22 protein-coding genes are annotated in these 21,256 nt (G+C 70.6%); 13 read left to right on the top strand and 9 right to left on the bottom strand.

Annotated features, from left to right (window positions below; genetic code table 11):
- The first annotated feature begins 88 nt into the window (after window positions 1-88).
- A complete protein-coding gene (locus IE263_RS31705) occupies window positions 89-907 on the top strand; it encodes an alpha/beta fold hydrolase (protein ID WP_189941270.1) in 819 nt (272 codons plus the stop codon).
- A 399-nt stretch (window positions 908-1,306) separates the two neighbouring features.
- Here the strand turns inward: IE263_RS31705 and IE263_RS31700 are convergent, their stop codons facing one another.
- Window positions 1,307-1,744, bottom strand: a complete 438-nt coding sequence (locus tag IE263_RS31700) for a hypothetical protein (protein WP_010353923.1) — start codon at window positions 1,742-1,744, stop codon at window positions 1,307-1,309.
- A 682-nt stretch (window positions 1,745-2,426) separates the two neighbouring features.
- Here IE263_RS31700 and hemL point away from each other — a divergent pair.
- The 10 genes from hemL to IE263_RS31650 all read left to right on the top strand — a co-directional run bounded on the left by hemL (window position 2,427) and on the right by IE263_RS31650 (window position 12,275).
- Entirely contained in the window at window positions 2,427-3,746 is a 1,320-nt protein-coding gene (gene hemL / locus IE263_RS31695) for a glutamate-1-semialdehyde 2,1-aminomutase (RefSeq protein WP_189941269.1), read from the top strand.
- Window positions 3,743-4,426 (top strand): histidine phosphatase family protein, encoded by a 684-nt coding sequence (locus IE263_RS31690; protein WP_189941268.1) that lies wholly within the window; start codon window positions 3,743-3,745, stop codon window positions 4,424-4,426. Before hemL ends, IE263_RS31690 begins: the two co-directional genes overlap by 4 nt.
- 135 nt (window positions 4,427-4,561) lie before the next feature.
- A complete protein-coding gene (locus IE263_RS31685; RefSeq protein WP_189941267.1) occupies window positions 4,562-5,869 on the top strand; it encodes a polysaccharide deacetylase family protein in 1,308 nt (435 codons plus the stop codon).
- A gap of 66 nt (window positions 5,870-5,935) precedes the next feature.
- The gene (locus tag IE263_RS31680) at window positions 5,936-6,565 is read left to right on the top strand and encodes a TlpA family protein disulfide reductase (RefSeq protein WP_189941266.1); all 630 of its coding nucleotides are present in this window, start codon (window positions 5,936-5,938) and stop codon (window positions 6,563-6,565) included.
- 1 nt (window position 6,566) lies between these two features.
- Window positions 6,567-7,337 carry a cytochrome c biogenesis CcdA family protein gene (locus IE263_RS31675; RefSeq protein WP_189941265.1) on the top strand — a complete coding sequence of 257 codons (771 nt, stop codon included), beginning with the start codon at window positions 6,567-6,569 and terminating at the stop codon, window positions 7,335-7,337.
- A gap of 3 nt (window positions 7,338-7,340) precedes the next feature.
- Window positions 7,341-9,068, top strand: a complete 1,728-nt coding sequence (gene resB / locus IE263_RS31670; protein WP_189941264.1) for a cytochrome c biogenesis protein ResB — start codon at window positions 7,341-7,343, stop codon at window positions 9,066-9,068.
- Complete coding sequence (gene ccsB, locus IE263_RS31665; protein ID WP_189941263.1) at window positions 9,065-10,192, top strand: c-type cytochrome biogenesis protein CcsB; 1,128 nt, start codon at window positions 9,065-9,067, stop codon at window positions 10,190-10,192. The genes resB and ccsB overlap by 4 nt, the downstream gene beginning before the upstream one ends.
- 108 nt (window positions 10,193-10,300) lie before the next feature.
- A complete protein-coding gene (locus IE263_RS31660) occupies window positions 10,301-10,894 on the top strand; it encodes an RNA polymerase sigma factor (RefSeq protein ID WP_189941372.1) in 594 nt (197 codons plus the stop codon).
- Window positions 10,891-11,835 carry a CU044_5270 family protein gene (locus IE263_RS31655; protein WP_189941262.1) on the top strand — a complete coding sequence of 315 codons (945 nt, stop codon included), beginning with the start codon at window positions 10,891-10,893 and terminating at the stop codon, window positions 11,833-11,835. Before IE263_RS31660 ends, IE263_RS31655 begins: the two co-directional genes overlap by 4 nt.
- A 38-nt stretch (window positions 11,836-11,873) precedes the next feature.
- Window positions 11,874-12,275 (top strand): SRPBCC family protein, encoded by a 402-nt coding sequence (locus IE263_RS31650; RefSeq protein WP_189941261.1) that lies wholly within the window; start codon window positions 11,874-11,876, stop codon window positions 12,273-12,275.
- Here the strand turns inward: IE263_RS31650 and IE263_RS31645 are convergent.
- The 5 genes from IE263_RS31645 to IE263_RS31625 all read right to left on the bottom strand — a co-directional run bounded on the left by IE263_RS31645 (window position 12,272) and on the right by IE263_RS31625 (window position 18,593).
- Window positions 12,272-13,840, bottom strand: coding sequence for a type 1 periplasmic-binding domain-containing protein (locus tag IE263_RS31645; protein ID WP_189941260.1), 1,569 nt, complete (start codon window positions 13,838-13,840; stop codon window positions 12,272-12,274). The two genes, IE263_RS31650 and IE263_RS31645, sit on opposite strands and share 4 nt — an antisense overlap.
- Entirely contained in the window at window positions 13,840-16,026 is a 2,187-nt protein-coding gene (locus tag IE263_RS31640) for a hypothetical protein (RefSeq protein WP_189941259.1), read from the bottom strand. The genes IE263_RS31645 and IE263_RS31640 overlap by 1 nt, the downstream gene beginning before the upstream one ends.
- A gap of 101 nt (window positions 16,027-16,127) precedes the next feature.
- Window positions 16,128-17,102, bottom strand: coding sequence for an isopenicillin N synthase family dioxygenase (locus IE263_RS31635; protein WP_189941258.1), 975 nt, complete (start codon window positions 17,100-17,102; stop codon window positions 16,128-16,130).
- Window positions 17,095-17,607 (bottom strand): nucleoside deaminase, encoded by a 513-nt coding sequence (locus IE263_RS31630; RefSeq protein ID WP_229911278.1) that lies wholly within the window; start codon window positions 17,605-17,607, stop codon window positions 17,095-17,097. Before IE263_RS31630 ends, IE263_RS31635 begins: the two co-directional genes overlap by 8 nt.
- Before the next feature lie 44 nt (window positions 17,608-17,651).
- Window positions 17,652-18,593, bottom strand: a complete 942-nt coding sequence (locus tag IE263_RS31625) for a transglutaminase-like domain-containing protein (RefSeq protein WP_189941257.1) — start codon at window positions 18,591-18,593, stop codon at window positions 17,652-17,654.
- 138 nt (window positions 18,594-18,731) lie between these two features.
- On the opposite strand from IE263_RS31625, the gene IE263_RS31620 reads away from it, so the two are divergent.
- Window positions 18,732-19,517: a CDP-alcohol phosphatidyltransferase family protein gene (locus tag IE263_RS31620; protein ID WP_189941256.1), complete on the top strand. Its 786-nt coding sequence runs from the start codon at window positions 18,732-18,734 to the stop codon at window positions 19,515-19,517.
- 39 nt (window positions 19,518-19,556) lie between these two features.
- Here the strand turns inward: IE263_RS31620 and IE263_RS31615 are convergent, their stop codons facing one another.
- Window positions 19,557-19,913 carry a hypothetical protein gene (locus IE263_RS31615; protein WP_189941255.1) on the bottom strand — a complete coding sequence of 119 codons (357 nt, stop codon included), beginning with the start codon at window positions 19,911-19,913 and terminating at the stop codon, window positions 19,557-19,559.
- Window positions 19,910-20,515 carry a DUF6232 family protein gene (locus IE263_RS31610; RefSeq protein WP_189941254.1) on the bottom strand — a complete coding sequence of 202 codons (606 nt, stop codon included), beginning with the start codon at window positions 20,513-20,515 and terminating at the stop codon, window positions 19,910-19,912. The genes IE263_RS31615 and IE263_RS31610 overlap by 4 nt, the downstream gene beginning before the upstream one ends.
- A gap of 141 nt (window positions 20,516-20,656) precedes the next feature.
- Here IE263_RS31610 and IE263_RS31605 point away from each other — a divergent pair, with 141 nt between their 5' ends.
- Complete coding sequence (locus tag IE263_RS31605) at window positions 20,657-20,851, top strand: LamG-like jellyroll fold domain-containing protein (RefSeq protein WP_229911277.1); 195 nt, start codon at window positions 20,657-20,659, stop codon at window positions 20,849-20,851.
- A gap of 44 nt (window positions 20,852-20,895) precedes the next feature.
- Here IE263_RS31605 and IE263_RS31600 read toward each other — a convergent pair whose 3' ends face one another.
- Entirely contained in the window at window positions 20,896-21,237 is a 342-nt protein-coding gene (locus IE263_RS31600) for a PLD nuclease N-terminal domain-containing protein (RefSeq protein WP_189941253.1), read from the bottom strand.
- Between the last annotated feature and the right edge of the window lie 19 nt (window positions 21,238-21,256).

Here is a 21,256-nt window from a genome sequence, read left to right as displayed (position 1 = left end):
GAAGGCCGGAGGGTTCAGTGTGTGTGTGGCGCGGCGGTAGTCGATCAAGGGGCCGGCAGTGGAGATGATGGGGCGGGAGGTGTATTCCATGGGCGAGTACGTCGACGCCAACGGAACCAGCATCTGGATCGAGAGCCGTGGCCAAGGGCCCGACGTCCTGCTGATCGCGGGGCTGAGCGATCCCGCCGAGGCGTGGCAGGCGCAGCTCGTCGGGCTGTCGGACCGGTACCGGGTCATCACCTTCGACAACCGAGGGGCGGGGCGGACGCCGTTGCCCGACGGGCCCATGTCCGTGGCCATGATGGCCGACGACGCCGCAGAACTGCTCCGGGTGCTCCGGGTCGACAGGGCGCATGTCGTCGGCTTCTCGGGGGGCAGTGCGATCGCTCAGGAGCTGGCGCTCCGTCACCCGGAGGCCGTCCGCAGTCTCGTCCTCATGAGTACCTGGGCCCGGGCGGACGCCTACTTCACCACCATGACCCGCTTTTGGAACTGGCTGGTGACGGAGGCGCCCGACGAGCGCGCCATGCTGGAGGCGTTCTTCCTGTGGATCTACACGCCGCGCGCCCACGCTGACGGCACGGTGCAGCGGATCATCGACGAAACGCTCGCCTTCCCGTACCCGCAGTCCGCCGAGGCTTTCCAGCGTCAGCTGGAGCCGTTCATGCGGCACGACACGCTCGACCGGTTGTCCGGAATCACCGCACCGACCCTCGTCCTGGCCGGCGAACGGGACATCGCCACGCCGCCGCGGCTCGGGCGGGTCGTGGCCGACGCCATCCCGGGCGCCCGCTTCGAGGTCATGGCGGAGGAGGCCCACCAGCCGTTCCAGGAGTCCCCGGACGTGTTCAACGCACGGGTTGAGGCCTTCTGGCGCGAGGTCGTTGGCGGGACCCTGCCGTCCTGATCACCAAGGAGCTTTCAACAGTGGCCGTTGCCGTCATCCGACTCCTGGCGTCGATGGCCGGCACCGGCGGCCGCGCGCCCCGGACCAGCCGACCGCCGCCAGTGTCCACACCATGAGCGCCGGGCCACTTGGCCGTCATGGCCGCGCTGCCGGCGCTGACCGGCGTGAGCATCGTGGGCCGGCTCTGACCCGATCCCGCCGCACCCGCCGACCGCAACGGACAGGAGCGCACTTCGAGTGCGGACTGGAAGTGCAGGGCGCATCAGTGGCCTCACCGAAACCCATATGCCCTCAATGTGTCCAAGGCCGCCTGACGGGCCCCTCCGACACATGACGAGGGCGAGGCCCGAAAGCCCCGCCCGCACTCAACGAAACCCAGGTCAGGAACCCAGGACCAGGTCAGGGCCACACCAGGCAGTACGGCTGATGCCCCGCCTCGTGCAACCGATGGCTGAAGTCCTGCCACTCGTGCAGCAACTGGTACACATTGAACGCATCCCGGGGCCCGCCCCGGTCCGGCACCGTCGACCAGATGAACGCCGCCGCGCCCACCGCCTCCTCGCCGATGTCCCGCAACGGGTCCACGACCGTCATGGGGAGCTTGACCACCGCGTAGTCGGGGTGCAGGACCACGAGCTCCAGGGGCGGGACCTTGTGCAGCGGGACGCCCTCGATGCCCGTGAGGACCATCGCCGCCATCGTCTCCGGCTTGATCTTGGTGAACATGCCGTTCATGCCGAGCTCGTCGCCGCCGAGTTCCTCGGGGCGCATCGAGATCGGGACGCGGGCCGCGGTCGCGCCGTCCGGCGCGCCGAAGTACTTGTACGTCACCCCCACCCGACCACCATTCCTGCTCCCCGCCCGGAGGCGGTCCATCCGGTTCTCGATCTGGTGATCGATTCCCTGGTCGAACCGCTCGGGCTCACTTGGTACACCTTGTGCCTGATGTGCTTCGGTGCTCTCTGCCGCTGCCTCCGCGTCGCGCCGGTGCCTTCCCCGCCGGGCACGACGAGGACCCAGACCATCAGTCCCCTCGCCCAGTCCGCCACCGCGATGCATATCTCCACCCGACTGCTTTTCTAGGACGCGTGGCCCCCGCCGCGCAACCCGATCATCGTGTCAGTGACCTCCCCCACGGCCGCCCGCCGAAACGTGCGGTGAAACACCTGTCCGCAGGATCTTCGCAGCCCTTCCGCTCTTCGTCGGTGTGAGCTGCGTCAACAGGTGCCAGTTTCGCAGATGGCGTACGGGTGGCGACTGGTCGTTCGGTCAGCAAAGCTCCGGCCGTGTCCCATTCGGGGCCCGGCAAGTGCCCGGCAAGTGCCTGGCAAGTACCCGGCAAGTACCCCGGCAGGCACCCCAGCAGGTACCCCGGTGTGTGCCCCGTATGTGCCTCGATCTGCCACAGCCGGGCCTTCCCGACGGCCCCGCTGTCGCCGGCCCGCCCTGGCCTACCCTGAGTGATGTCACTGGCAACCGGAGTCCCAGAAGTCGGAGAAGGTCGGAGTAGTCGCAGGTCATGAGCGAATTGCCCTATTCATACGATGCGCCTGTCTCGCAGGCTCTGTTCGACCGCGCGGCCGCCGTCACGCCGGGCGGTGTGAACTCCCCGGTGCGCGCCTTCCGTGCCGTGGGCGGTACGCCCCGGTTCATGGTGTCCGGCAGCGGTCCGTACCTGACCGACGCCGATGGGCGGGAGTACGTCGATCTGGTCTGTTCCTGGGGGCCCATGATCCTCGGGCACTCCCACCCCGAGGTGATCGCCGCCGTCCAGGAGGCCGTCGCCCGCGGTACCTCCTTCGGTACGCCCGGTGAGGGCGAGGTCGCCCTCGCCGAGGAGATCGTCGCGCGGGTCGAGCCCGTCGACCAGGTGCGGCTCGTGTCCAGCGGGACCGAGGCCACCATGTCCGCCATCCGCCTCGCCCGCGGGTTCACCCGGCGCACCAAGGTGATCAAGTTCGCCGGGTGTTACCACGGGCACGTCGACTCGCTCCTCGCCGCGGCGGGCAGCGGTGTCGCCACCTTCGCGCTGCCCGACACCCCCGGTGTCACCGGCGCCCAGGCCGGCGACACCATCGTCCTGCCCTACAACGACCTGGAGGCCGTGCAGGAGGCCTTCCACCGGCATCCCGGTGAGATCGCCTGCGTGATCACCGAGGCCTCGCCGGGCAACATGGGCGTCGTACCGCCGCTGCCCGGGTTCAACCAGGGCCTGAAGGACGCCTGCCGGGCGAACGGCGCGCTCTTCATCTCCGACGAGGTCATGACCGGCTTCCGGACCAGCCGCGCCGGGTGGTACGGCATCGACGGGGTCAAGCCCGACCTGATGACCTTCGGCAAGGTCATGGGCGGCGGCTTCCCGGCCGCGGCCTTCGGCGGCCGCGCCGAGGTCATGGCGCACCTCGCGCCCGCCGGGCCCGTCTACCAGGCCGGCACCCTCTCCGGGAACCCGGTCGCCACCGCCGCCGGGCTCGCCCAGCTCCGTCTCCTCGACGACGCCGCCTACGCCAAGGTCAACGCCGCGTCCGAGCAGATCCAGGCGCTCGTGTCGGAGGCGCTCGGCAAGGAGGGCGTCGCGCACACGCTGCAGAGCGCCTCCAACATGTTCTCCGTCTTCTTCACGGACCGGCCGGTGCGCGACTACGAGGACGCCCGGGCGCAGGAGTCCTTCCGGTTCACGGCCTTCTTCCACTCGCTGCTGGCGAACGGCGTCTACCTGCCGCCGTCGTCCTTCGAGTCCTGGTTCGTGTCCGCGGCCCACGACGAGCGGGCCGTCCAGCGGATCGCCGACGCCCTCCCGGCGGCGGCCCGAGCGGCTGCGGAGGCCACGGCAGCATGACCACCGACAAGGACATCACCGTCGTCCACCTCATGCGGCACGGCGAGGTGGCCAACCCGGACGGCATCCTCTACGGCCGTCTCGCCGGCTACCACCTCTCCGAGCTGGGCCGGCGGATGGCCGACCGGGTCGCCGAGCACCTCGCCCCCCGTGACGTCACCTACGTGTGCGCCTCCCCGCTGGAGCGGGCGCAGGAGACGGCGACGCCGATCGCCAAGGCGCACGGGCTGGACCTCGCCACCGACGAGCGGCTCATCGAGGCCGACAACGTCTTCCAGGGCAAGACCTTCGGCATAGGGGACGGGGCGCTGCGGCGGCCCGAGAACTGGCGGCACATCTACAACCCGTTCAAGCCATCCTGGGGCGAGCCGTACGTCGACCAGGTCGTGCGGATGATGGGCGCGCTGAACACCGCGAAGGACCAGGCGCGGGGGCACGAGGCCGTGCTCGTCAGCCATCAGCTGCCGATCTGGATCGTGCGGTCCTACGTCGAGCGGCGGCGGCTGTGGCACGACCCGCGCAAGCGGCAGTGCACGCTCGCCTCCCTGACGACCTTCACCTACCAGGGCGACACGATCGTCTCCGTCGGCTACACCGAGCCCGCCCGTGACCTCGTCCCCGCCCATCTCCTGGCCGGCGCCAAGCCGGTGAAGGGGAAGGGCAAGGCCTTCGGGGCATAGTCCCGCGGAAGGCCCGGGCGATAAGTGTCTTAATCGGTTTGTCTGTTACGGAATCCAGAAGTATTGGCGGAACCTCCCCGTTCGGCCCGTCCTCTGACTGGGTGACCAGCAGAGCACGTGACGAACGGGGATGCCATGCGCACTCTCACCCGAAGGGGAGCACTCGGACTCGGGGCCGGAGCCGTGGCCGCCGGACTCACCGGATGCGCCGAGCTCACCACCCCTTCAGAGGGGCCGAACCAGTCCGCGGGTTCCGGGAAGAACGGTTCCGCCTCGCCCAAGGCCTCCCCGACGGTCACCGCCCGCCCCCTCGGTGACGGTTCCACCTCCTTCACCGGCAAGCAGCCCCACCAGCCCGCCAAGCCGGTACCGCTGGAACCCGGGCAGGAGCCGCCGCAGTTCGTCGTCTTCTCCTGGGACGGCGCCGGCGAGGTCGGCAACGGCCTCTTCTCGCGCTTCCTGGACCTCGCCAAGGAGCACGGCGCGTCCATGACTTTCTTCCTCTCCGGGATCTACCTCCTGCCCGAGTCGAAGAAGCGGCTCTACGACCCGCCCAACAACCCCCGTGGCGCCTCCGACATCGGCTACCTCACCGACGCGCACATCAGGGACACGCTGAAGAACCTCCGCCGTGCCTGGCTCGAGGGCCACGAGATAGGCACCCACTTCAACGGGCACTTCTGCGGGGACGGCTACGGCTCGGTCGGCAAGTGGACGCCCCGGCAGTGGCGCAGCGAGATCGACCAGGCCAAGTCCTTCGTCAAGGAGTGGCGCACCAACACCGGGTGGACCGACCTGCCCGCGCTCCCCTTCGACTACGACAAGGAGCTCGTCGGCGGCCGCACGCCCTGCCTCCTCGGCCAGGACAACCTGCTGCCCACCGCCCGCTCCCTGGGCTGGCGTTACGACGCCTCCTCGTCGGGCGGCCGCCAGGTCTGGCCGGACAGGAAGCAGGGCATATGGGACCTGCCGTTGCAGCAGATACCTTTCCCCGGGCGCGGCTTCGAGGTCCTCTCGATGGACTACAACATGCTCGCCAACCAGTCGATCAACTCCACCAACGCCCCCAGCCACAACTACCCGCGCTGGCGGGAGCAGTCCGCCCAGGCGTACATACAGGGATTCAAGCGGGCATACGAGACGAATCGCGCACCCTTCTTCGTCGGCAACCACTTCGAGCAGTGGAACGGCGGCATCTACATGGACGCCGTCGAGGAGGCCTTCAAGCACATCGCCCGTGAGAAGGAGAAGGGCGGGGACGTGCGGCTGGTCTCCTTCCGGCAGTTCGTCGACTGGATCGACGTACAGAAGCCGGAGGTGCTGGCCAAACTGCGCACGCTCGAGGTGGGGCAGGAACCGGCCGGTGGCTGGAACGAGTTCCTCAAGGGCACCTCCACCGCCTCCTCCGGCGCCTCTTCCCCGGCCTCCGGAGCCGCGGCCTGAAATGCGGGTTTCCCCCCACAAGGGGGGTGCGCAAGATCCCCAGAACGGGCATGCGAAACTTTTCACATGAGTGCCGCCAGCCGCGCCCCCCTGCGCTCGACCACCTGGATCCGCTCGCGCCGCGCCGCGTGGACGACCGCCGGAGCCGCCGTCGCGGCACTGCTCGTGTCCGCGTGCACCTCCGGAGGCATCTCCGGCGGAGGCGGTGACACCAAGTTCGTCATGGGCAAGGACGGCATCTCCACCGTGGAGAAGGGCAAGCGCGACGCGGCCCCCGACCTGTCCGGCAAGACCGTCGACGGCAAGCAGCTCGACGTCTCCTCCTACAAGGGCAAGATCGTCGTCCTGAACGTGTGGGGCTCCTGGTGCGCCCCCTGCCGCGCTGAGGCGCCGGGCTTCGAGAAGGTCTACAAGGACCTCCAGGGCAAGGGCGTGCAGTTCGTCGGCATCAACACCCGGGACACCAAAGCCGCCAACGCCCTCGCCTTCGAGAAGGAGCAGGGCGTCACCTACCCCAGCCTGTACGACCCGACCGGCAAGCTGATGCTCCGCTTCGAGGCGGGCACCCTCAACCTGCAGGCGATCCCCTCCACGCTCATCCTCGACCGGGAGGGGAAGATCGCCGCCCGCTCGCTGGCCGCGCTCAGCGAGGAGAAGCTGCGCGGGATGATCGCCCCGGTCCTCGCGGAGAAGTGACGTGAGCGCGGTCACCACGCTCGCCGTGACGGGCTACAACGACACGGTGCTCAACGGCGCGCTGCTGCTCGCCCTGCCCATCGCGCTGCTCGGCGGTCTCGTCTCCTTCTTCTCCCCCTGCGTCCTGCCCCTCGTCCCCGGCTATCTGTCGTACGTCACCGGAGTCGCCGGCACCGACCTGGCCGAGGCCCGCCGCGGACGGATGGTCGCGGGCGCCTCCCTCTTCGTCCTCGGCTTCACCGCCGTGTTCGTCTCCAGCGGGGCCCTGTTCGGCTACTTCGGCGAGACGCTCCTGGAGAACCAGGGCACTCTGTCCAAGGTGCTGGGCGTGCTCATGATCCTCATGGGCGTCTTCTTCATGGGGCTCATGCCCTGGATGACCCAGCGGGAGTTCCGCTTCCACAAGAAGCCCGCCACCGGGCTGGTCGGCGCCCCGCTGCTCGGCGCACTGTTCGGCATCGGCTGGACCCCGTGCATCGGCCCGACCCTCGCCTCCGTGATCGCCCTGTCCTCCCAGCAGGGGAGCGCGGGCCGCGGTGCCATACTGACCGTCGCCTACTGCCTCGGCCTCGGCGTGCCCTTCGTGCTCGCCGCGGTCGCCTTCCGCAAGGCGCTCGGCGCCTTCGGCTGGGTCAAGCGCCACTACGTCTGGGTCATGCGGATCGGCGGCACGATGATGATCGTGACCGGTCTGCTGCTGCTGACGGGCGCGTGGGACCGCCTCGTGCAGGACATGCAGTCCTGGTCCACCGGCTTCACTGTGGGGATCTGATCCATGAGCAAGACCACCGCGCCCGGCGAGACCCCGGCCGCCGCCCCCGACGACCAGGACCTCGGCGCCGCCGGCTCCCAGCTGTCCACCGCGCCCGCGGAGACGCTCACCGGCGTGCCGTCCCTCGGTGTCATCGGCTGGGCCCGCTGGTTCTGGCGCCAGCTCACCTCGATGCGGGTCGCCCTGCTGCTCCTGCTGCTGCTGGCGCTCGGCGCGATCCCCGGCTCGCTGATCCCGCAGACCGGCACCGACGCCACGAAGGTCGCCGCGTTCGAGAAGGACCACCCCACCCTCGCGCCGATCTACGACAAGCTCGGCCTCTTCCACGTCTACAGCTCGGTGTGGTTCTCCGCGATCTACATCCTGCTGTTCGTCTCCCTCATCGGCTGCATCGTGCCCCGCACCTGGCAGTTCGTGGGCCAGCTGCGCGGCCGTCCGCCGGGCGCCCCCAAGCGGCTGACCCGGCTGCCCGCGTACACGACGTGGCGCACCGAGGCCGAGCCGGAGCAGGTGCGCGAGGCCGCCCTCGCCCTCCTGCGGAAGCGCCGCTTCCGCGCGCATGTCGCCGGGGACGCCGTCGCCGCAGAGAAGGGCTATCTGCGGGAGGTCGGCAACCTCGCCTTCCACATCGCCCTCATCGTGATGCTGGTCGCCTTCGCCTGGGGCCAGCTGTTCAAGATGGAGGGCAACAAGCTGGTGCTCGAGGGCGACGGCTTCTCCAACACCCTCACCCAGTACGACGACATCAAGTCCGGCACCCTCTTCAGCACCGACGACCTGACGCCGTTCAGCTTCACTCTGAACGACTTCAAGGGCACCTACGAGGTCTCCGGCCCCAACAAGGGCACCCCGCGCACCTACGAGGCCGCCCTCACCTACTCCGAAGGCGCCTACGGCAAGGACAAGAAGACCGTCGTCAAGGTCAACCACCCGCTGGAGATCGGCGACTCGAAGGTCTACCTCACCGCGCACGGCTACGCCCCCGTCGTCACCGTCCGGGACGGCAAGGGCAACATCGTCTACAGCGACGCCGTCCCGCTGCTGCCGCTGGACTCCAACGTCACCTCCTCCGGCGTGATCAAGGTCCTCGACGGCTACCGGAACGCCAAGGGCGTCAGCGAGCAGCTCGCCTTCCAGGCCTTCTTCCTGCCGAGCTACGCCAAGGGCAACGAGGTGTCCTCCGTCTTCCCGGCGTTGCTGAACCCGGTGCTCAACCTGGAGCCCTACTACGGCGACCTCGGGGTCAACTCGGGCATCCCGCAGAGCGTGTACCAGCTCGACAAGACCCACATGAAGGGGTTCAAGGACGCCAAGGGCCTGCAGATGCGGGAGAACCTCAAGCCGGGCGAGACCATGACGCTGCCGAACGGCGCCGGTTCGATCACCTACGAGGGCACCAAGGAGTGGGCGAACTTCCAGATCACCCAGCAGCCCGGCAGCGGCTGGGCGCTCGGCGGCGCGATCGCCGCGATCTTCGGTCTGGCCGGCTCCCTGTTCATCCAGCGCCGCCGGGTGTGGGTGCGTGCGGTGCAGGGCGCCGACGGTGTGACGGTCGTCGAGATGGCCGGCCTCGGCCGCAGCGAGTCCGCCAAGGTGCCCGAGGAACTCGGCGACCTCGCCGGGATCCTGTACGACCAGGCCCCCGGGGCGCCCGACCCGGACGACGACTCCGCAGACTCCTCGAAATCCCCCGACCCCCAAGCCGTACCTGCCGAAGGGGCTGAGAAGTGACTCTCGCCGCCGCAACCGAGCTGGCCGCCGCCGCCAACGAGAACCTCGCGAACATCAGCAACACGCTGATCTACTCCGCGATGGCCGTCTACACCCTGGCCTTCTTCGCCTACATCGCCGAATGGCTCTTCGGCAGCCGCAGCAAGGTCGGCCGCACCGCCGCCGCGCTCACCGCGCAGACCGCGGCGAAGAAGGCCCCGGCCGTCACCGTCAAGAAGGCCGGCGGGACCGCCGTACTGGAGCGGCCGAAGGTCGTCGTGCGGGCCGCGGCCGGTGCGCGGGACGTGCCGGACGGACCGGGGGCGCACGGCGGGGACGAGCAGGGCGACCTGTACGGGCGGATCGCGATCTCCCTCACCGTGCTCGCCTTCCTGATCGAGTTCGGCGGGGTGCTCACCCGCGCGCTCTCTGTGGAGCGGGCCCCGTGGGGCAACATGTACGAGTTCAACATCACCTTCTCCACGGTGGCCGTCGGCGTGTACCTCACGCTGCTGGCGCTGAAGAAGAACGTGCGCTGGCTCGGGCTGTTCCTGATCACCACGGTCCTGCTCGACCTCGGTCTCGCGGTCACCGTCCTCTACACCGCGAGCGACCAGCTGGTCCCCGCCCTGCACTCGTACTGGCTCTACATCCACGTCTCCACCGCGATCTTCTGCGGCGCGGTGTTCTACGTCGGCGCGGTCTCCACGGTCCTGTACCTGTTCAAGGACTCCTACGAGAACAAGCTGGCGAGCGGCGGCAAGCCCGGCCGGTTCGCCAACTCGGTCCTCGACCGGCTGCCCGCCGCGGCCTCCCTCGACAAGTTCTCCTACCGCGTCAACGCGGCCGTCTTCCCGCTGTGGACGTTCACGATCATCGCGGGCGCGATCTGGGCGGGCGACGCCTGGGGCCGCTACTGGGGCTGGGACCCCAAGGAGACCTGGTCGTTCATCACCTGGGTCGCCTACGCCTGCTATCTGCACGCCCGCGCCACGGCCGGCTGGAAGGGCCGCAAGGCCGCCTACCTGGCCCTGATCGCCTTCGGCTGCTGGCTGTTCAACTACTACGGCGTCAACATCTTCGTCTCCGGCAAGCACTCCTACGCCGATGTCGGCCTGGGCGTGCTCCAGTCCGCGGGGTTCTGAACTCCCGTACCGTGAGGGCCGGTTCCTGTGACGTGGGTCACGGGAACCGGCCTTTGTCATGCGGACAGGTAGAGGGGCGTGGATACGACTCCGAGCACACACCGGCCGCTGAGGAAACGCATCCGCGCGGGGGACCACGAGGCCTTCGGTGAGCTCTTCGACGCGTACGCGCGTTCCGTCTACAACTACGCCTACCGGCTCACGGGGGAGTGGACGGTCGCCGAGGACGTCGTCTCGCTGACCTTCCTGGACGCCTGGCGGCTGCGCGGGAAGCTCGACGAGGACGGCGGTTCCCTGCGCCCCTGGCTGCTGGGCATCGCCACCAACGTCACGCGCAACATCCGCCGCGCGGCCCGAAGACACGCGGCGGCCGTCGCCCGGCTCCCGCGCGAGGAGGCGGAGCGGGACTTCGCCGACGAGGTCGCCGGCCGCCTGGACGACGCGGACCGACTGGACCTCGTACGGACCGCGTCGGCGAAGCTGCGCCGGGCCGAGCGGGAGGTGCTGGCGCTGTGCGTGTGGTCGGGACTGGACTACGCGGCGGCCGCGGAGGCGCTCGGGGTGCCGGTGGGGACCGTACGGTCGCGGCTGTCGCGGGCGCGGACAAAACTCGCGAAACATATGGAACTCCAGCAAACGCGCGGACAGATGAGAGGTGACCGCACCACCGCGGTCGGGCCCCTGAGGGAGGGAAACCGATGAACCAGCTTCCCGAGAGAGACCTTCCGCCGGGCCGTCACCGACTCCTCAAGGAGCATCTGATGACCGAGATCCGGCGCACCGACGAGACGTCTGCCCCCGCCCGTCCCCGTCCGGGATGGCTGCGGCCCGTCCTCGTCGCGGCCGCGGTCGCCGCCGTCGCCGCTGTGACGATCACCGTCCTGCCATCCGACGAGGACACCTTCGTCCCGCCCGCGGCCACCCCTTCCCCGGGGGTCACCCGACTCCTGGAGAACGCGGCGCTCGCGGCCGAGCACCAGAAGGCGCCGGAGGTGCGCGACGACCAGTTCACCTACGTCAGGTCCAAGGTCGCGTGGGGCATCTCCGAGCACACCTGCAAGCCCGCGACGGCCGGTCCGCTGCAGACCCGTGAGGTCTGGAAGTCCGTCGACGGCGAGAGTGAGGGCCGGGTGAGGGACACCGGTATCGGCGAGCCCCTGCCGATCGAGCCCGACTCGGATTCCAACCGGACCTACCGCAAGCTGGAGAAGCTGCCCACCGACACCGACGAGATGCTCGCCTGGCTGTACAAGAACAAGGAGGGCGAAGGCCACAGCGCCGCGTCCCTCGCCTTCGACCTCGCCGTCGAGACGGCGGGCGAGACCATCCTGCCGCCGAAGGTCAGCGCGGCGCTCTACCGGGCGGTGGCGAAGATCCCCGGGGTCGTCCTGGTGAAGGACTCCGTGGACGCCGTCGGCCGGCACGGCACCGCCGTCGGGTTCGTCGACGACGGGTCCTCGCGCCAGGAGCTGATCTTCGACAGGAAGAGCATGATCCTGCTCGGCAGCCGGGACGTGGTCCTCAAGGACTCGCCGACCAACCCCGGCGAGGTCTGCGACGGCATCATCAAGGCCGGCTCGGTCCAGGGCACCAGCGCGGTCCTGCAGCGTGCCTTCGTCGACAAGGTCGGCGAGCGCCCCTGAGGTGTGCACAAGCCCCCGTCAGGAGTCAGGCTGGTGTCATGACCGGTTCCATCGAACAGGGCACCAGCCAGACGCACGGGAACACGCGGATCCTGCACTTCCTGGTGCGGCTCCCGCGGCCCATGGAGACGGTCTGGCCGGCGGTCGCCACCGCGGAGGGGCTCGCGGGGTGGTTCGGTCCCGTCGACGTCCTCGAGCCCCGGCTCGGCGGCCTGGTCGGCCTGCCCGGCCTGGGCGGCGGGCAGGTCACGGCCTGGGATGTGGACCGGGTCGCCGAGTACACGGTGGAGGGCGGCGGCCGGATGCGGTTCCATCTGGAGCGGGACGGGGACGACGCCAGCGTGCTGCGCTTCACCCACGAGTTCCGGGGGGAGACGGAGACCGAGTCCCGCTGGCGAGACCGTTTCGAACGCCTGATCGAAGTCCTGGGTGGGTCCTAGGACGGCGGCAGACACTCCTGCCCCGGCGGCTTCCCCTCCGGCCACGCGATCCGTACGAAACGGGAGCCGCCGTCGGCGTGCAGCTCCACGATCGGTACGGCCTTGTCGTACGGGTTGCCGTGCACGTCCAGGCAGATCCAGCCGCTCGCCCCGCTCACCCGCAGCGAGCCCTTGACCTGCGGCCACTGCAGGCCGACATCGGCCAGCGGCGGGACGGTCCCGCCGTCCGGGGTGGCCTCGCGGATGCCGTGGACGGCCAGCCGCAGCGCGTCGTAACCGATGATCAACTGGCCGTCCTCCAGGCCCGTCTCCCCGATCGGGCCGACGGGCGCACGGGTGCTGCGGGCCAGCAGGTCGGTCAGCACCCGCGCGTCCGCCGCCGAGCCGCCCAGGTTCGTGGTGTCCTTCGTCCAGGCGTCCGGGTGCGCGAGAGCGGTGTAGCGGACGGAGAGGTTGTGGGTGAGGGCGGTGCGGTCCAGCTTCTTGTCGCCGGTCAGGTACGAGCCCTCGTCGCCCGTCAGCAGCGTGAACTTCCGGTCCTGGCAGCCCCGGGTGCCGAGCGCGTTGATGAACTGCCGCAGCTGCGTGTGGCGTCCGGCGAACAGGATCGTGTCCGTCTCCGGCGAGGTGTCGCACACCAGATGCGTGATCTGCCGGAACGTGTTCGCCGTCGTGCCCTCCCGGGTCCGGTCGGCGGGCGGCGTGAACGGTTGCGGCTCGTACGGCGAGCCCTTGATCAGCGCGGCGAACGACGCCTGCAGCGTCCGCGTGTACGGGTCGCCCGGCTTGTCGTACACCAGCAGCGCCCGCCCGGCGCTGACCTTCGCGAACGAGGCCAGGGCGCGCGCCTCGTCGGTGTTGGTGGGGGAGACCCGGGCCAGCCCCGGGAAGGGGTCCCTGCCGTTCTGCCCGTTGGCGAGGTCGTCGGCCGTGATGGACGCGCCGACCACCGGGATGCCCCGCCGGGTCAGCTCCGCCACGGCCTTCTTGTTGCTGTCGGTGCTCATCCCGACACCGGCCACCGCCCGCAGTCGGTCGGCGCCCTTCGTCATCCGCTCCAACTGGTCGACCAGCAGCTCCCAGTGGTCGCTGGTCGCCCCCGGGTTGGCGAGCACCAGCCGGATCGCCGGAGCCTGCCCGTTGGAGGTGTGGTTGGCCTGCCACTGCGCCAGATACGCGCCCTGCACCTCGTGCAGGATGTCACTGAGCGTCGAGGGCGTGGTGGCGGTGTACGGCAGCATCAGCGCCACCGTCACATAACTCCCCGCCTTCAGCCGGTCGTTCTCCCGGTCGATCGCCCGCACCGCGTCCCGCAGCTGCGGCCGCCCGAAGTCGTACGCCGTCGTCGCCACGCCCACGCACTCGTCGCTGCCCTGCGGCCGGGCCACCCCCGGTGCGCACGAGCGGTCCTCCTGGGTGAACGCCCGCACGGCGAAGACCAGGCCGGTCACCAGCGCGGCCGTGACCAGCAGGGCGAGATAGCGGTAGAGGCGGATTTCCCAGACCTCCCGCAGCCACCGCACCAGCGGGCTTCTGACCCCTGCGCCACCGCCACCGCTCGCCATCACGCCTCCCCGTCCCCGTCGTCGGATCCGTCGTCGGCCGGCGTGCGCAGGGGGCGGCCTGCGCGCGCGTCCCGGGGCCAGGCCTGGGACGTCGCGAACAGCAGCGCGCCCCCGGCGGGCCGCAGGTCGGACAGTTGCAGCAGTTCGAACTCCAGCCGCCCGCACACTCTCGGGTCGGGCAGCACCAGCGGGTCGGTGACCTGCCAGACCGCGTGCAGCAGCCGCCGGATCCGCAGATGCAGGAGGGCGTCCACACCCTCCGGCGGCCGGTGCGAGGCGTCGGTGCGGCCCAGCGCGATCGCCGCCCGCCGGTCGTCGTGACCGGTCGCGTCCCGGCCCTCGTCGTCGTGCGCGTGGAAGTAGGGCGCCGACGCCAGGAAGCAGAGGGTGTCCAGCCAGGTGCGGGTGTCCAGGACGGGGAAGGTGTCGCGCAGGTGGGCGACGGCGTTCGCCGTGTTGCCGAGGGCCAGTTCGTGCGAGAGCCGGTAGCGGGCGCGGGCCGGGTCGGGGGCGCCCTCGCCGTCGGGCTGCGCGTAGTGCCGGATCAGCGTCTCGTGCACCTCGCGCCAGCCGCTGTGGTCGGCGTCCCGGTGGTGCAGGCGGAGCAGCAGCAGCGTGCGCACGAAGGGGTCGCCCACGAAGTGGCCCGGCGCGGCCGGCAGCCCCTCCTCGGCGAGCCGCACCCGCAGCGACCGTACGCCCGAGGAGCCGAAGTCGTCCGGGAGGTGGGCGGCGGCGAGGGCGACCGCGGAGTCGTGGTCGTGGGCGGCGGCGAGGACGGTGAGCTCGTCGAGCCGGTCGGCCGGGACGAGGCGGCGCAGCAGCTCGCCGTAGGCCGGTGGGCCGTCGGCCTGACCCTCCTCCAGTCGTATCCCGGCGGTGAGCAGCCGCCCCAAGGAGGCCGCCTGGTCGGGGTGCTGGCGGGCGGCGGTGGCGAGCAGGACGATGCCGAGCGGGTTCCCGCCGGTCAGCCGATGGGTGGCGTGGGGGAGTTGGGGCGGGATCTCGATGTCGTCGCAGGCCGCGCCCACCATGTGGAGGGTCTCGTCCGGGGACAGCGGTGACAGCGGCACCAGCAGCGCCCGCGAGGACGGCGAACTCCCCGGCTCCCACTCCGTGGCCCGCGCCACCTCCGGCAGCTCCCGCCGTACGGCGTCCTCCAGCGCCATGGGGGTTCCCCCGGCTCGGGCGGAGCCGAGGGAGAGGGGGAGATCGGTCCCGCGGACGGTGGCCACGCAGACCACCTGGTCGGCGGCGCCCTCGGCCCGGTCCCGCAGCACGGCGTCCAGCAGCCCCGGCCCCGGCCCGCTCCGGGCGTTGTCCAGCAGCACGATCGGCCGCCCCAGCCGCCGCAGATGCGACCCCAGACCCGAGTACGCCTCCGTCAGGTCGGCGAGCAGCGCGCGCACCAGCCGGCGCTCGGCGTGCTCGCGGGAGGTGCCGCCGGCCCGGAAGTTCCCCGCGAGCAGCAGCAGCCCGCGCCTGGCGTTGCCGCCCGCGTTCGGATACGTGCGGTACCACTGGGACGGCTTCTGCTCCCTGTGATGAGTGAACCCCTCCGACAGCGCCTCCAGCAGGGTCTCGACGGCCGCCGCCACGTACGGGCCCTGCCCGCTCGCCGCCCCGGCCCCGATGACCCGCGCCGCCACCCGGGCCGCCCACCGCCCCGCCATGCTGAACCGTGAGGCCCGCTCGTTCAGCAGCAGGATCCGCACCAGCTCCCGCTGGATGCGTTCCGAGTCCGTCCGCCCGCTCCAGTCGCTGGCCCGCACCGCCACCAGTCCCGCCGTCAGCCGCGGGAAGGTGAGCTGCCCGGCCGCCTTCACCGGCTCGGTCAACTGCTCGGCGACCACCAGCAGCGCCTGCCAGACCGGCGACCAGGACTCCGGGTTCTCCGCGTGCGGCAGCCGTGCGAACTGCTCGTCCTCGCAGTCGACCAGGGCGACCGGCGTGCGCCTGCGGGCCTCACCCCTACGGTTGCGCTCGGTATAGGCCTCCCACACCTCGGCCAGCACCGCGCTCTTGCCGAGCCCGCGTCCGCCGGCCAGCACCACCACCGGTATCTCGTCGGGATGTTCGACTTTCACCGCGAAGTGCTCGTACGGACGAAGCCCGACGAGCCGTGGTACGAGACCGGCCGGCTCGACGTCGAACAGCGCACCCCGCCCGTACAACCGTCTGTGCACCGCACCCCCCGTGGCCGGTCCTCAACGCCAGGGTAAAGAGGGGGAGTTGATGTGTGCCAGAGGGCGTGATGTCCGTCGGGTCACGAAAGTTCCGCCGGGGTTCACCCCACGGTGATCGAATCCAGCTTCTCCCTCAGGTACACATGCGAGTCGACCGGCTCGTACGCCACCCGCCCCACCGGTGCCGGGACGGACTCCACGCGCGTACCCGGCGTGCACTCGCCGAAGTAGACGAGCGACATCAGCTCCTCGGCGGGCAGCTCGGCCGGCGGCGGCAGCACCCGGTGCCGCCCGGACCGCCACCGGTCACCGGTCCAACGGGCCATCAGATCACCGAGGTTGATGGTGAACGCGTCCGGGTCGTGCGGCGCGTCCTCCCAGCCGCCCTCGTCCGTCCAGACCTGCAACCCGCCCTTCCCGGCCTGCCGGTCGAGGATCGTCACCGTCCCGAAGTCGGTGTGCGGCCCGATACGGAACTGCCCCGGCTGTGGCTCCCCGACGACGTCCCTCCCCGGATACCAGTTGATGTTGAAGCCGTAGGTCGGGTGGTCCATGTGCCGCGAGAAGAAGTCCGGTGCGAGACCGAGCGCCTCCCCGAGCAGCGCGAGCAGCTGCTTCTCCAGCTCGGCCATCTTCCCCAGGTACTCCTCGCAGAGCGCCTGGAGCTCGGGCACCTCCGCGGGCCACACGTTCGGCGCGTACCACTCCGCGTTGACGACCGGATCGTCGAACGGCTCGTGCGTGGCGAAGGTCAGCGACTCCTTGAGATCCGGCGGCGTCTCGGTCCCCTCCGCGTACCCGTTGGCCTCGGCCCCCGGCCCGAGCCAGCCGCGCCCGCCGACCTTCGCGGCGTAGAGCTGCTTGACGTCGACGGGGAGCGTGAAGAAGGAGCGGGCGGCGGCGCGGATCCGGGCGCGGAGGGACGGGTCCACGCCGTGGCCGGTGACCAGCAGGAATCCGGCGGTCCGGAGGGCGTCGTCGACGGTGCGGGCGATGGCGGCGCGGGCTTCCGGGCCGCCGGAGAGCCAGGGCTCCAGGTCGATGGTCGGGATGCGGGGCCTACGGGGTTCACTCACCGATGTCCTCATTCCACAGAGCCGGGTTCTTCTCGATGAAGGCGCGCATCATCGCGACGCACTCGGGATCGTCCAGCAGCACGACCTCCACCCCGTGCTCGGCCAGCCAGTCGTGCCCGCCGTGGAAGGTGGTCGCCTCGCCGACGATCACGCGGGAGATGCCGAACTGCCGGACCAGGCCCGAGCAGTACCAGCACGGCGAGAGGGTGGTCACCATCGTCGTGCCGCGGTACGTCCGCTGCCGTCCCGCCGCGCGGAACGCGGCCGTCTCCGCGTGCATCGAGGGGTCGCCGTCCTGGACGCGGCGGTTGTGGCCGCGGCCGAGGAGGGTGCCGTCGGGGCCGTGGAGGGCGGCGCCGATGGGGATGCCGCCCTCGGCGAGGCCGGCGCGGGCCTCCTCGACGGCGACGGCGAGCCAGGTGCGCGCCGTCGCCCGGTCGACGGGGATCGCCTGGCCCGTGCCGATCGCCCGGTCCGCGGGGATCACCTGGTCCTTGGAGTCCATGACCTCACTCTGCTGTGGCCGGGGCGCGAGGGCAACGTGCGATGTCAGCGCAGGGTGACATGACGCGGGCCGTTGAACGGGGCGAGGGACAGCACCGTCTTCGGCGTCCGCAGGCTGTCGTTCTCCGTGAACAGCCGCCGTACGGCGTCGAAGGACACCTCGCCGGAGGTCACCTCGGCCGCCCGGTCGTACAGGGCCCGGGTCGGGTCGGGCATCTCGGGCCTGCCGCCGTCCGGTCCCCACACGTCGTTGTCCGCCTCCTCTCCCCAGAGGTCCCACAACAGCGTCTCCACCTTGTTCAGGGCCGCCAGGTCGAGCCGGATGTTCCCGGCCACGAACCACTCCCCGAACATCGGCCCCTCCTCCGGCGGATGCAGCCCGAAGGACTCCGGGGCCGCAGCACCCGTACGGATGGCCCGCCATGCCTCGCCCGCGACCAGGAAGCGGTCCCGGGGCACGTCCATCGGGTCGAAGTCGATCTTCCAGTGGCCGGCGAGGTGCGGGTCGGCGAGCTGGGCGTCGGCGAGCAGCCAGCCGCGTTCCTCGTCCCAGTACTCGGTGACCACGTGGTCGCAGTGGAAGCCGGAGTCGCCGAAGTAGTCCGCGAAGCCGGACCTGATCCGGGCCGGCACGCCCATGTGGCGCAGGAAGGAGCAGAGCAGCAGGGCGAAGTCGCGGCAGACGCCGACGAACCGGTCGGCGGGCTCGCGCCGCCGGGTCAGCGGGGCCTCGTCGCGGGCGACGACGATCCGCAGGATGTCGTCGATGTAGCGGGTCTCGGCGTCGTGGTGGAGGCGGTCGACGGCGACGGTGTGCCCGAAGATCCCGCCCTCCAGCCGGTGGATGAGCAGGTCCCGGGTGATCCGGGCCAGCCGGGCGGGGTCACGCGGCAGGCCGGCGTAGTGGTGGGCGAGGTCGCCGGGGGCGGAGGTCGTGCTGTGCGCGGCGTAGAAGGCCAGGGACACAGGGGCTCCCAGGAGTGTCATCGACCACGTGTTCGATTACGGGTCGGTGCACCTCACGGTGTCAAAATCCCCCCGGAAATGTCCAGGAGCCCGGCAGGTACCCTGTGCCGATCACCGCCGCGCGTGCGGCAGTTGAGCCTCGGCGTGGAAGGAACGGTCATGGGTGCTGCTCCGGTACTGGAGGAGCTGCGGGAGGTCTGCCAGCCGCAGGCCAAGCTGGCGAGCCGCAACGGGGAACACTGGGCGGGCCGCCTGTACATGCGGAGGATCTCGCTGCGGTTCACCCGGCAGCTCGTACGCACCCCGGTCACCCCCGACCAGCTGACCTGGACGATGGTGGTCTGCGGGGTCCTGTCGGGCGCCGCGCTGCTGATACCGGGCCTCACGGGTGCCGTCCTGGCGGCCCTGTTCATGCAGCTCTTCCTGCTCTTCGACTGCGTCGACGGCGAGGTCGCCCGCTGGAAGGGCCAGAACAGCGCGACCGGCATCTACGTCGACCGCCTCGGCGCCTACCTGGCGGACGCGGCGCTGATGACCGGCTTCGGCTTCCGGGCCGCCGAGTCCGGCCTCGGCGGCTGGGCGGGCTTCAACGGCTGGGTCTCCCTCGGCCTCGCGACCGCCCTCGGCGTCGTCCTGCTGAAGGCCTCCACCGACCTGGTGGACGTGGCCCGCGCCCGCCGCGGCCTGGCCGTCGCCGACGACGAGTCGACCCGGCCGCGCTCCCAGGGCGTCGCCTCGGTCCGCCGCCTCGCCGCCGCCTTCAAGATCCACCGGGTCACCAACGGCATCGAGGCCTCCCTGGTCCTCCTGGTCGTGGCGTGCGCGGACGCGGCCACCGGCGGCGTCGAGCCGACCCGCTGGGCCCTGGCCGCCATCGCCGCGATCACCTGGGTGATGGTCCCGGCCCACCTGCTGTCGATCCTGTCGTCGTCGCGGCTGCGCTGAGCGCTCCGCCGGCAGTACGGCGCCGACCCCTCGGGCCTCCTAGCCGCCGAGCAGCCCCAGGATCCTGTTGACCAGGTCGAGGACCGGCTGGCCCACCGCCCCGACCGTCGCCGCGACACCGGCGATCGCCATCAGCGCGCGGTGCCGCTCCTGTGGTGCTGTGGTGGCGTCGGCGGTGAGGGCCGGCAGGGAGTCGTCGATGGCCTGCGCGCTCGCGGGCGGAACCTGCTCGCGCAGCGCCTCGACCAGCCGGCGCAGTTCCTCCACCGCCTCCAGCAGGGCGGGCGACACCGCCCCCGCACCGTCGGCCGCCCCCTGGTTCTTGACGATGCCGGTGTTGCCGATACCGCCGTTCATGGTCACGCTGTCGCCGAAGTAGTAGTTGTCGCCGCTCATGCGTTCGCCACCCCCACGTTGCCCGTACCGCCGTACATGTTGACGTTGTCACCGAAGTAGTAGTGCCTGGGGTTGACCATGAGGCGGTCCACCCTGACCGTGAACTCCGTCTCGGGGTTCTCGATCGCGTGCACGATGGAGTCCACGAGCCGGTCCAGCTGTCCCGGGTCGGCGCTCGTCACCATGGCGATGGACGGCCCGGCCGTCTCGACGGCCAGGACGTACTGCGTGGGCGCCGACAGGACGGCCACCAGCTCCACGACGCTGAAGACCAGCGCGGCCGCCGCGCCCAGCCAGACGAACGTGACGATCGTGCCGGCCGCGCTCTGGCTCGCGATGCCCGTGATGCCCCCGAGGATCGTCAGGGCGAACGCCACCGACAGGATGATCGCCACGCGCTTCAGGAAGAGCACGGTGGCTTCCTTGCGCTTGGGCGTCAGCATGAAGGTGTACACCCGCGTGACGTTCTCCAGCGGATACGCGGCCCTGCCGACCCACAGCAGCCGTTTGCCGACCCGCAGGTCGATGCCGCGCAGAGTCGGCGGCGGTACGGCGGGCGGCGGCGGGATGTCGTGGTGTCCCGGCGGCTCGGTTCTCTCCATCTGTCCCCCTGAGGCATGGGCGCTGACGACCCATCACTACTGACTGATGGTCATTAACTACTCGAGGTGGCCGACGATGCAAGCCCATATCAGAGGTCAACTGTGATGCTCTTGTGGAGAGTTGAGCGCACCGAGAGGGTCGTGCAGCCGACCGGCGCCGGAACGGCGTGCAGCAGGCGGAGATCGACGACACCAAGCCGCCCCGCCCCCGGCGCCCTGGTGATCGGCCGCGCCACCTGCAACGGGCGGCCCAGCGACTTCTTCCCCGGCGCGATCAGGGACGTACGGGTCTTCGACCGGGCCCTCGCCGCAGCCCGGATCAAGACCCCGAGCTGACCGACCCGCCCCGTTTCACCGACCGATGCCCGAACGGCACCGGCTCAGGAGTCGTCCCGCTTGTCGTCCCTCGTGTCCCCGTTCTTGTCGCCGTTCTTGCCGTCCTCGTCGAGCGACTTCAGGAAGTCGGGGTTGTCGTCCGGGGCGACCCACTGCCGCTGCTGCGTCCGGCTGCCCCGGACCCCGGACCAGCCCTCGGCCGCCGGGCTGCGCTTCTTGCCCGCGATCAGCCAGGAGATCGAGCCGACGAGCGGGAACAGCAGGACGAGGATCGCCCACAGCGGCTTGGGCATGTGGCGGATGTCGTCGTCCTTGGTGCTGATGCAGTCGATGAACGCGTACACGCTCAGCGCCAGCGGTACGAGGAACATCAGTACCCGGAGCATGGGGCCTCTCCAGCGAAGT

It is taken from the genome of Streptomyces aurantiogriseus (assembly GCF_014649375.1).
In the GTDB taxonomy this organism is placed as follows: Bacteria; Actinomycetota; Actinomycetes; order Streptomycetales; family Streptomycetaceae; genus Streptomyces; species Streptomyces aurantiogriseus.
The sequence above is the reverse complement of the archived record's forward strand: the minus strand, read 5'-3'. Positions and strand labels throughout refer to the sequence as shown.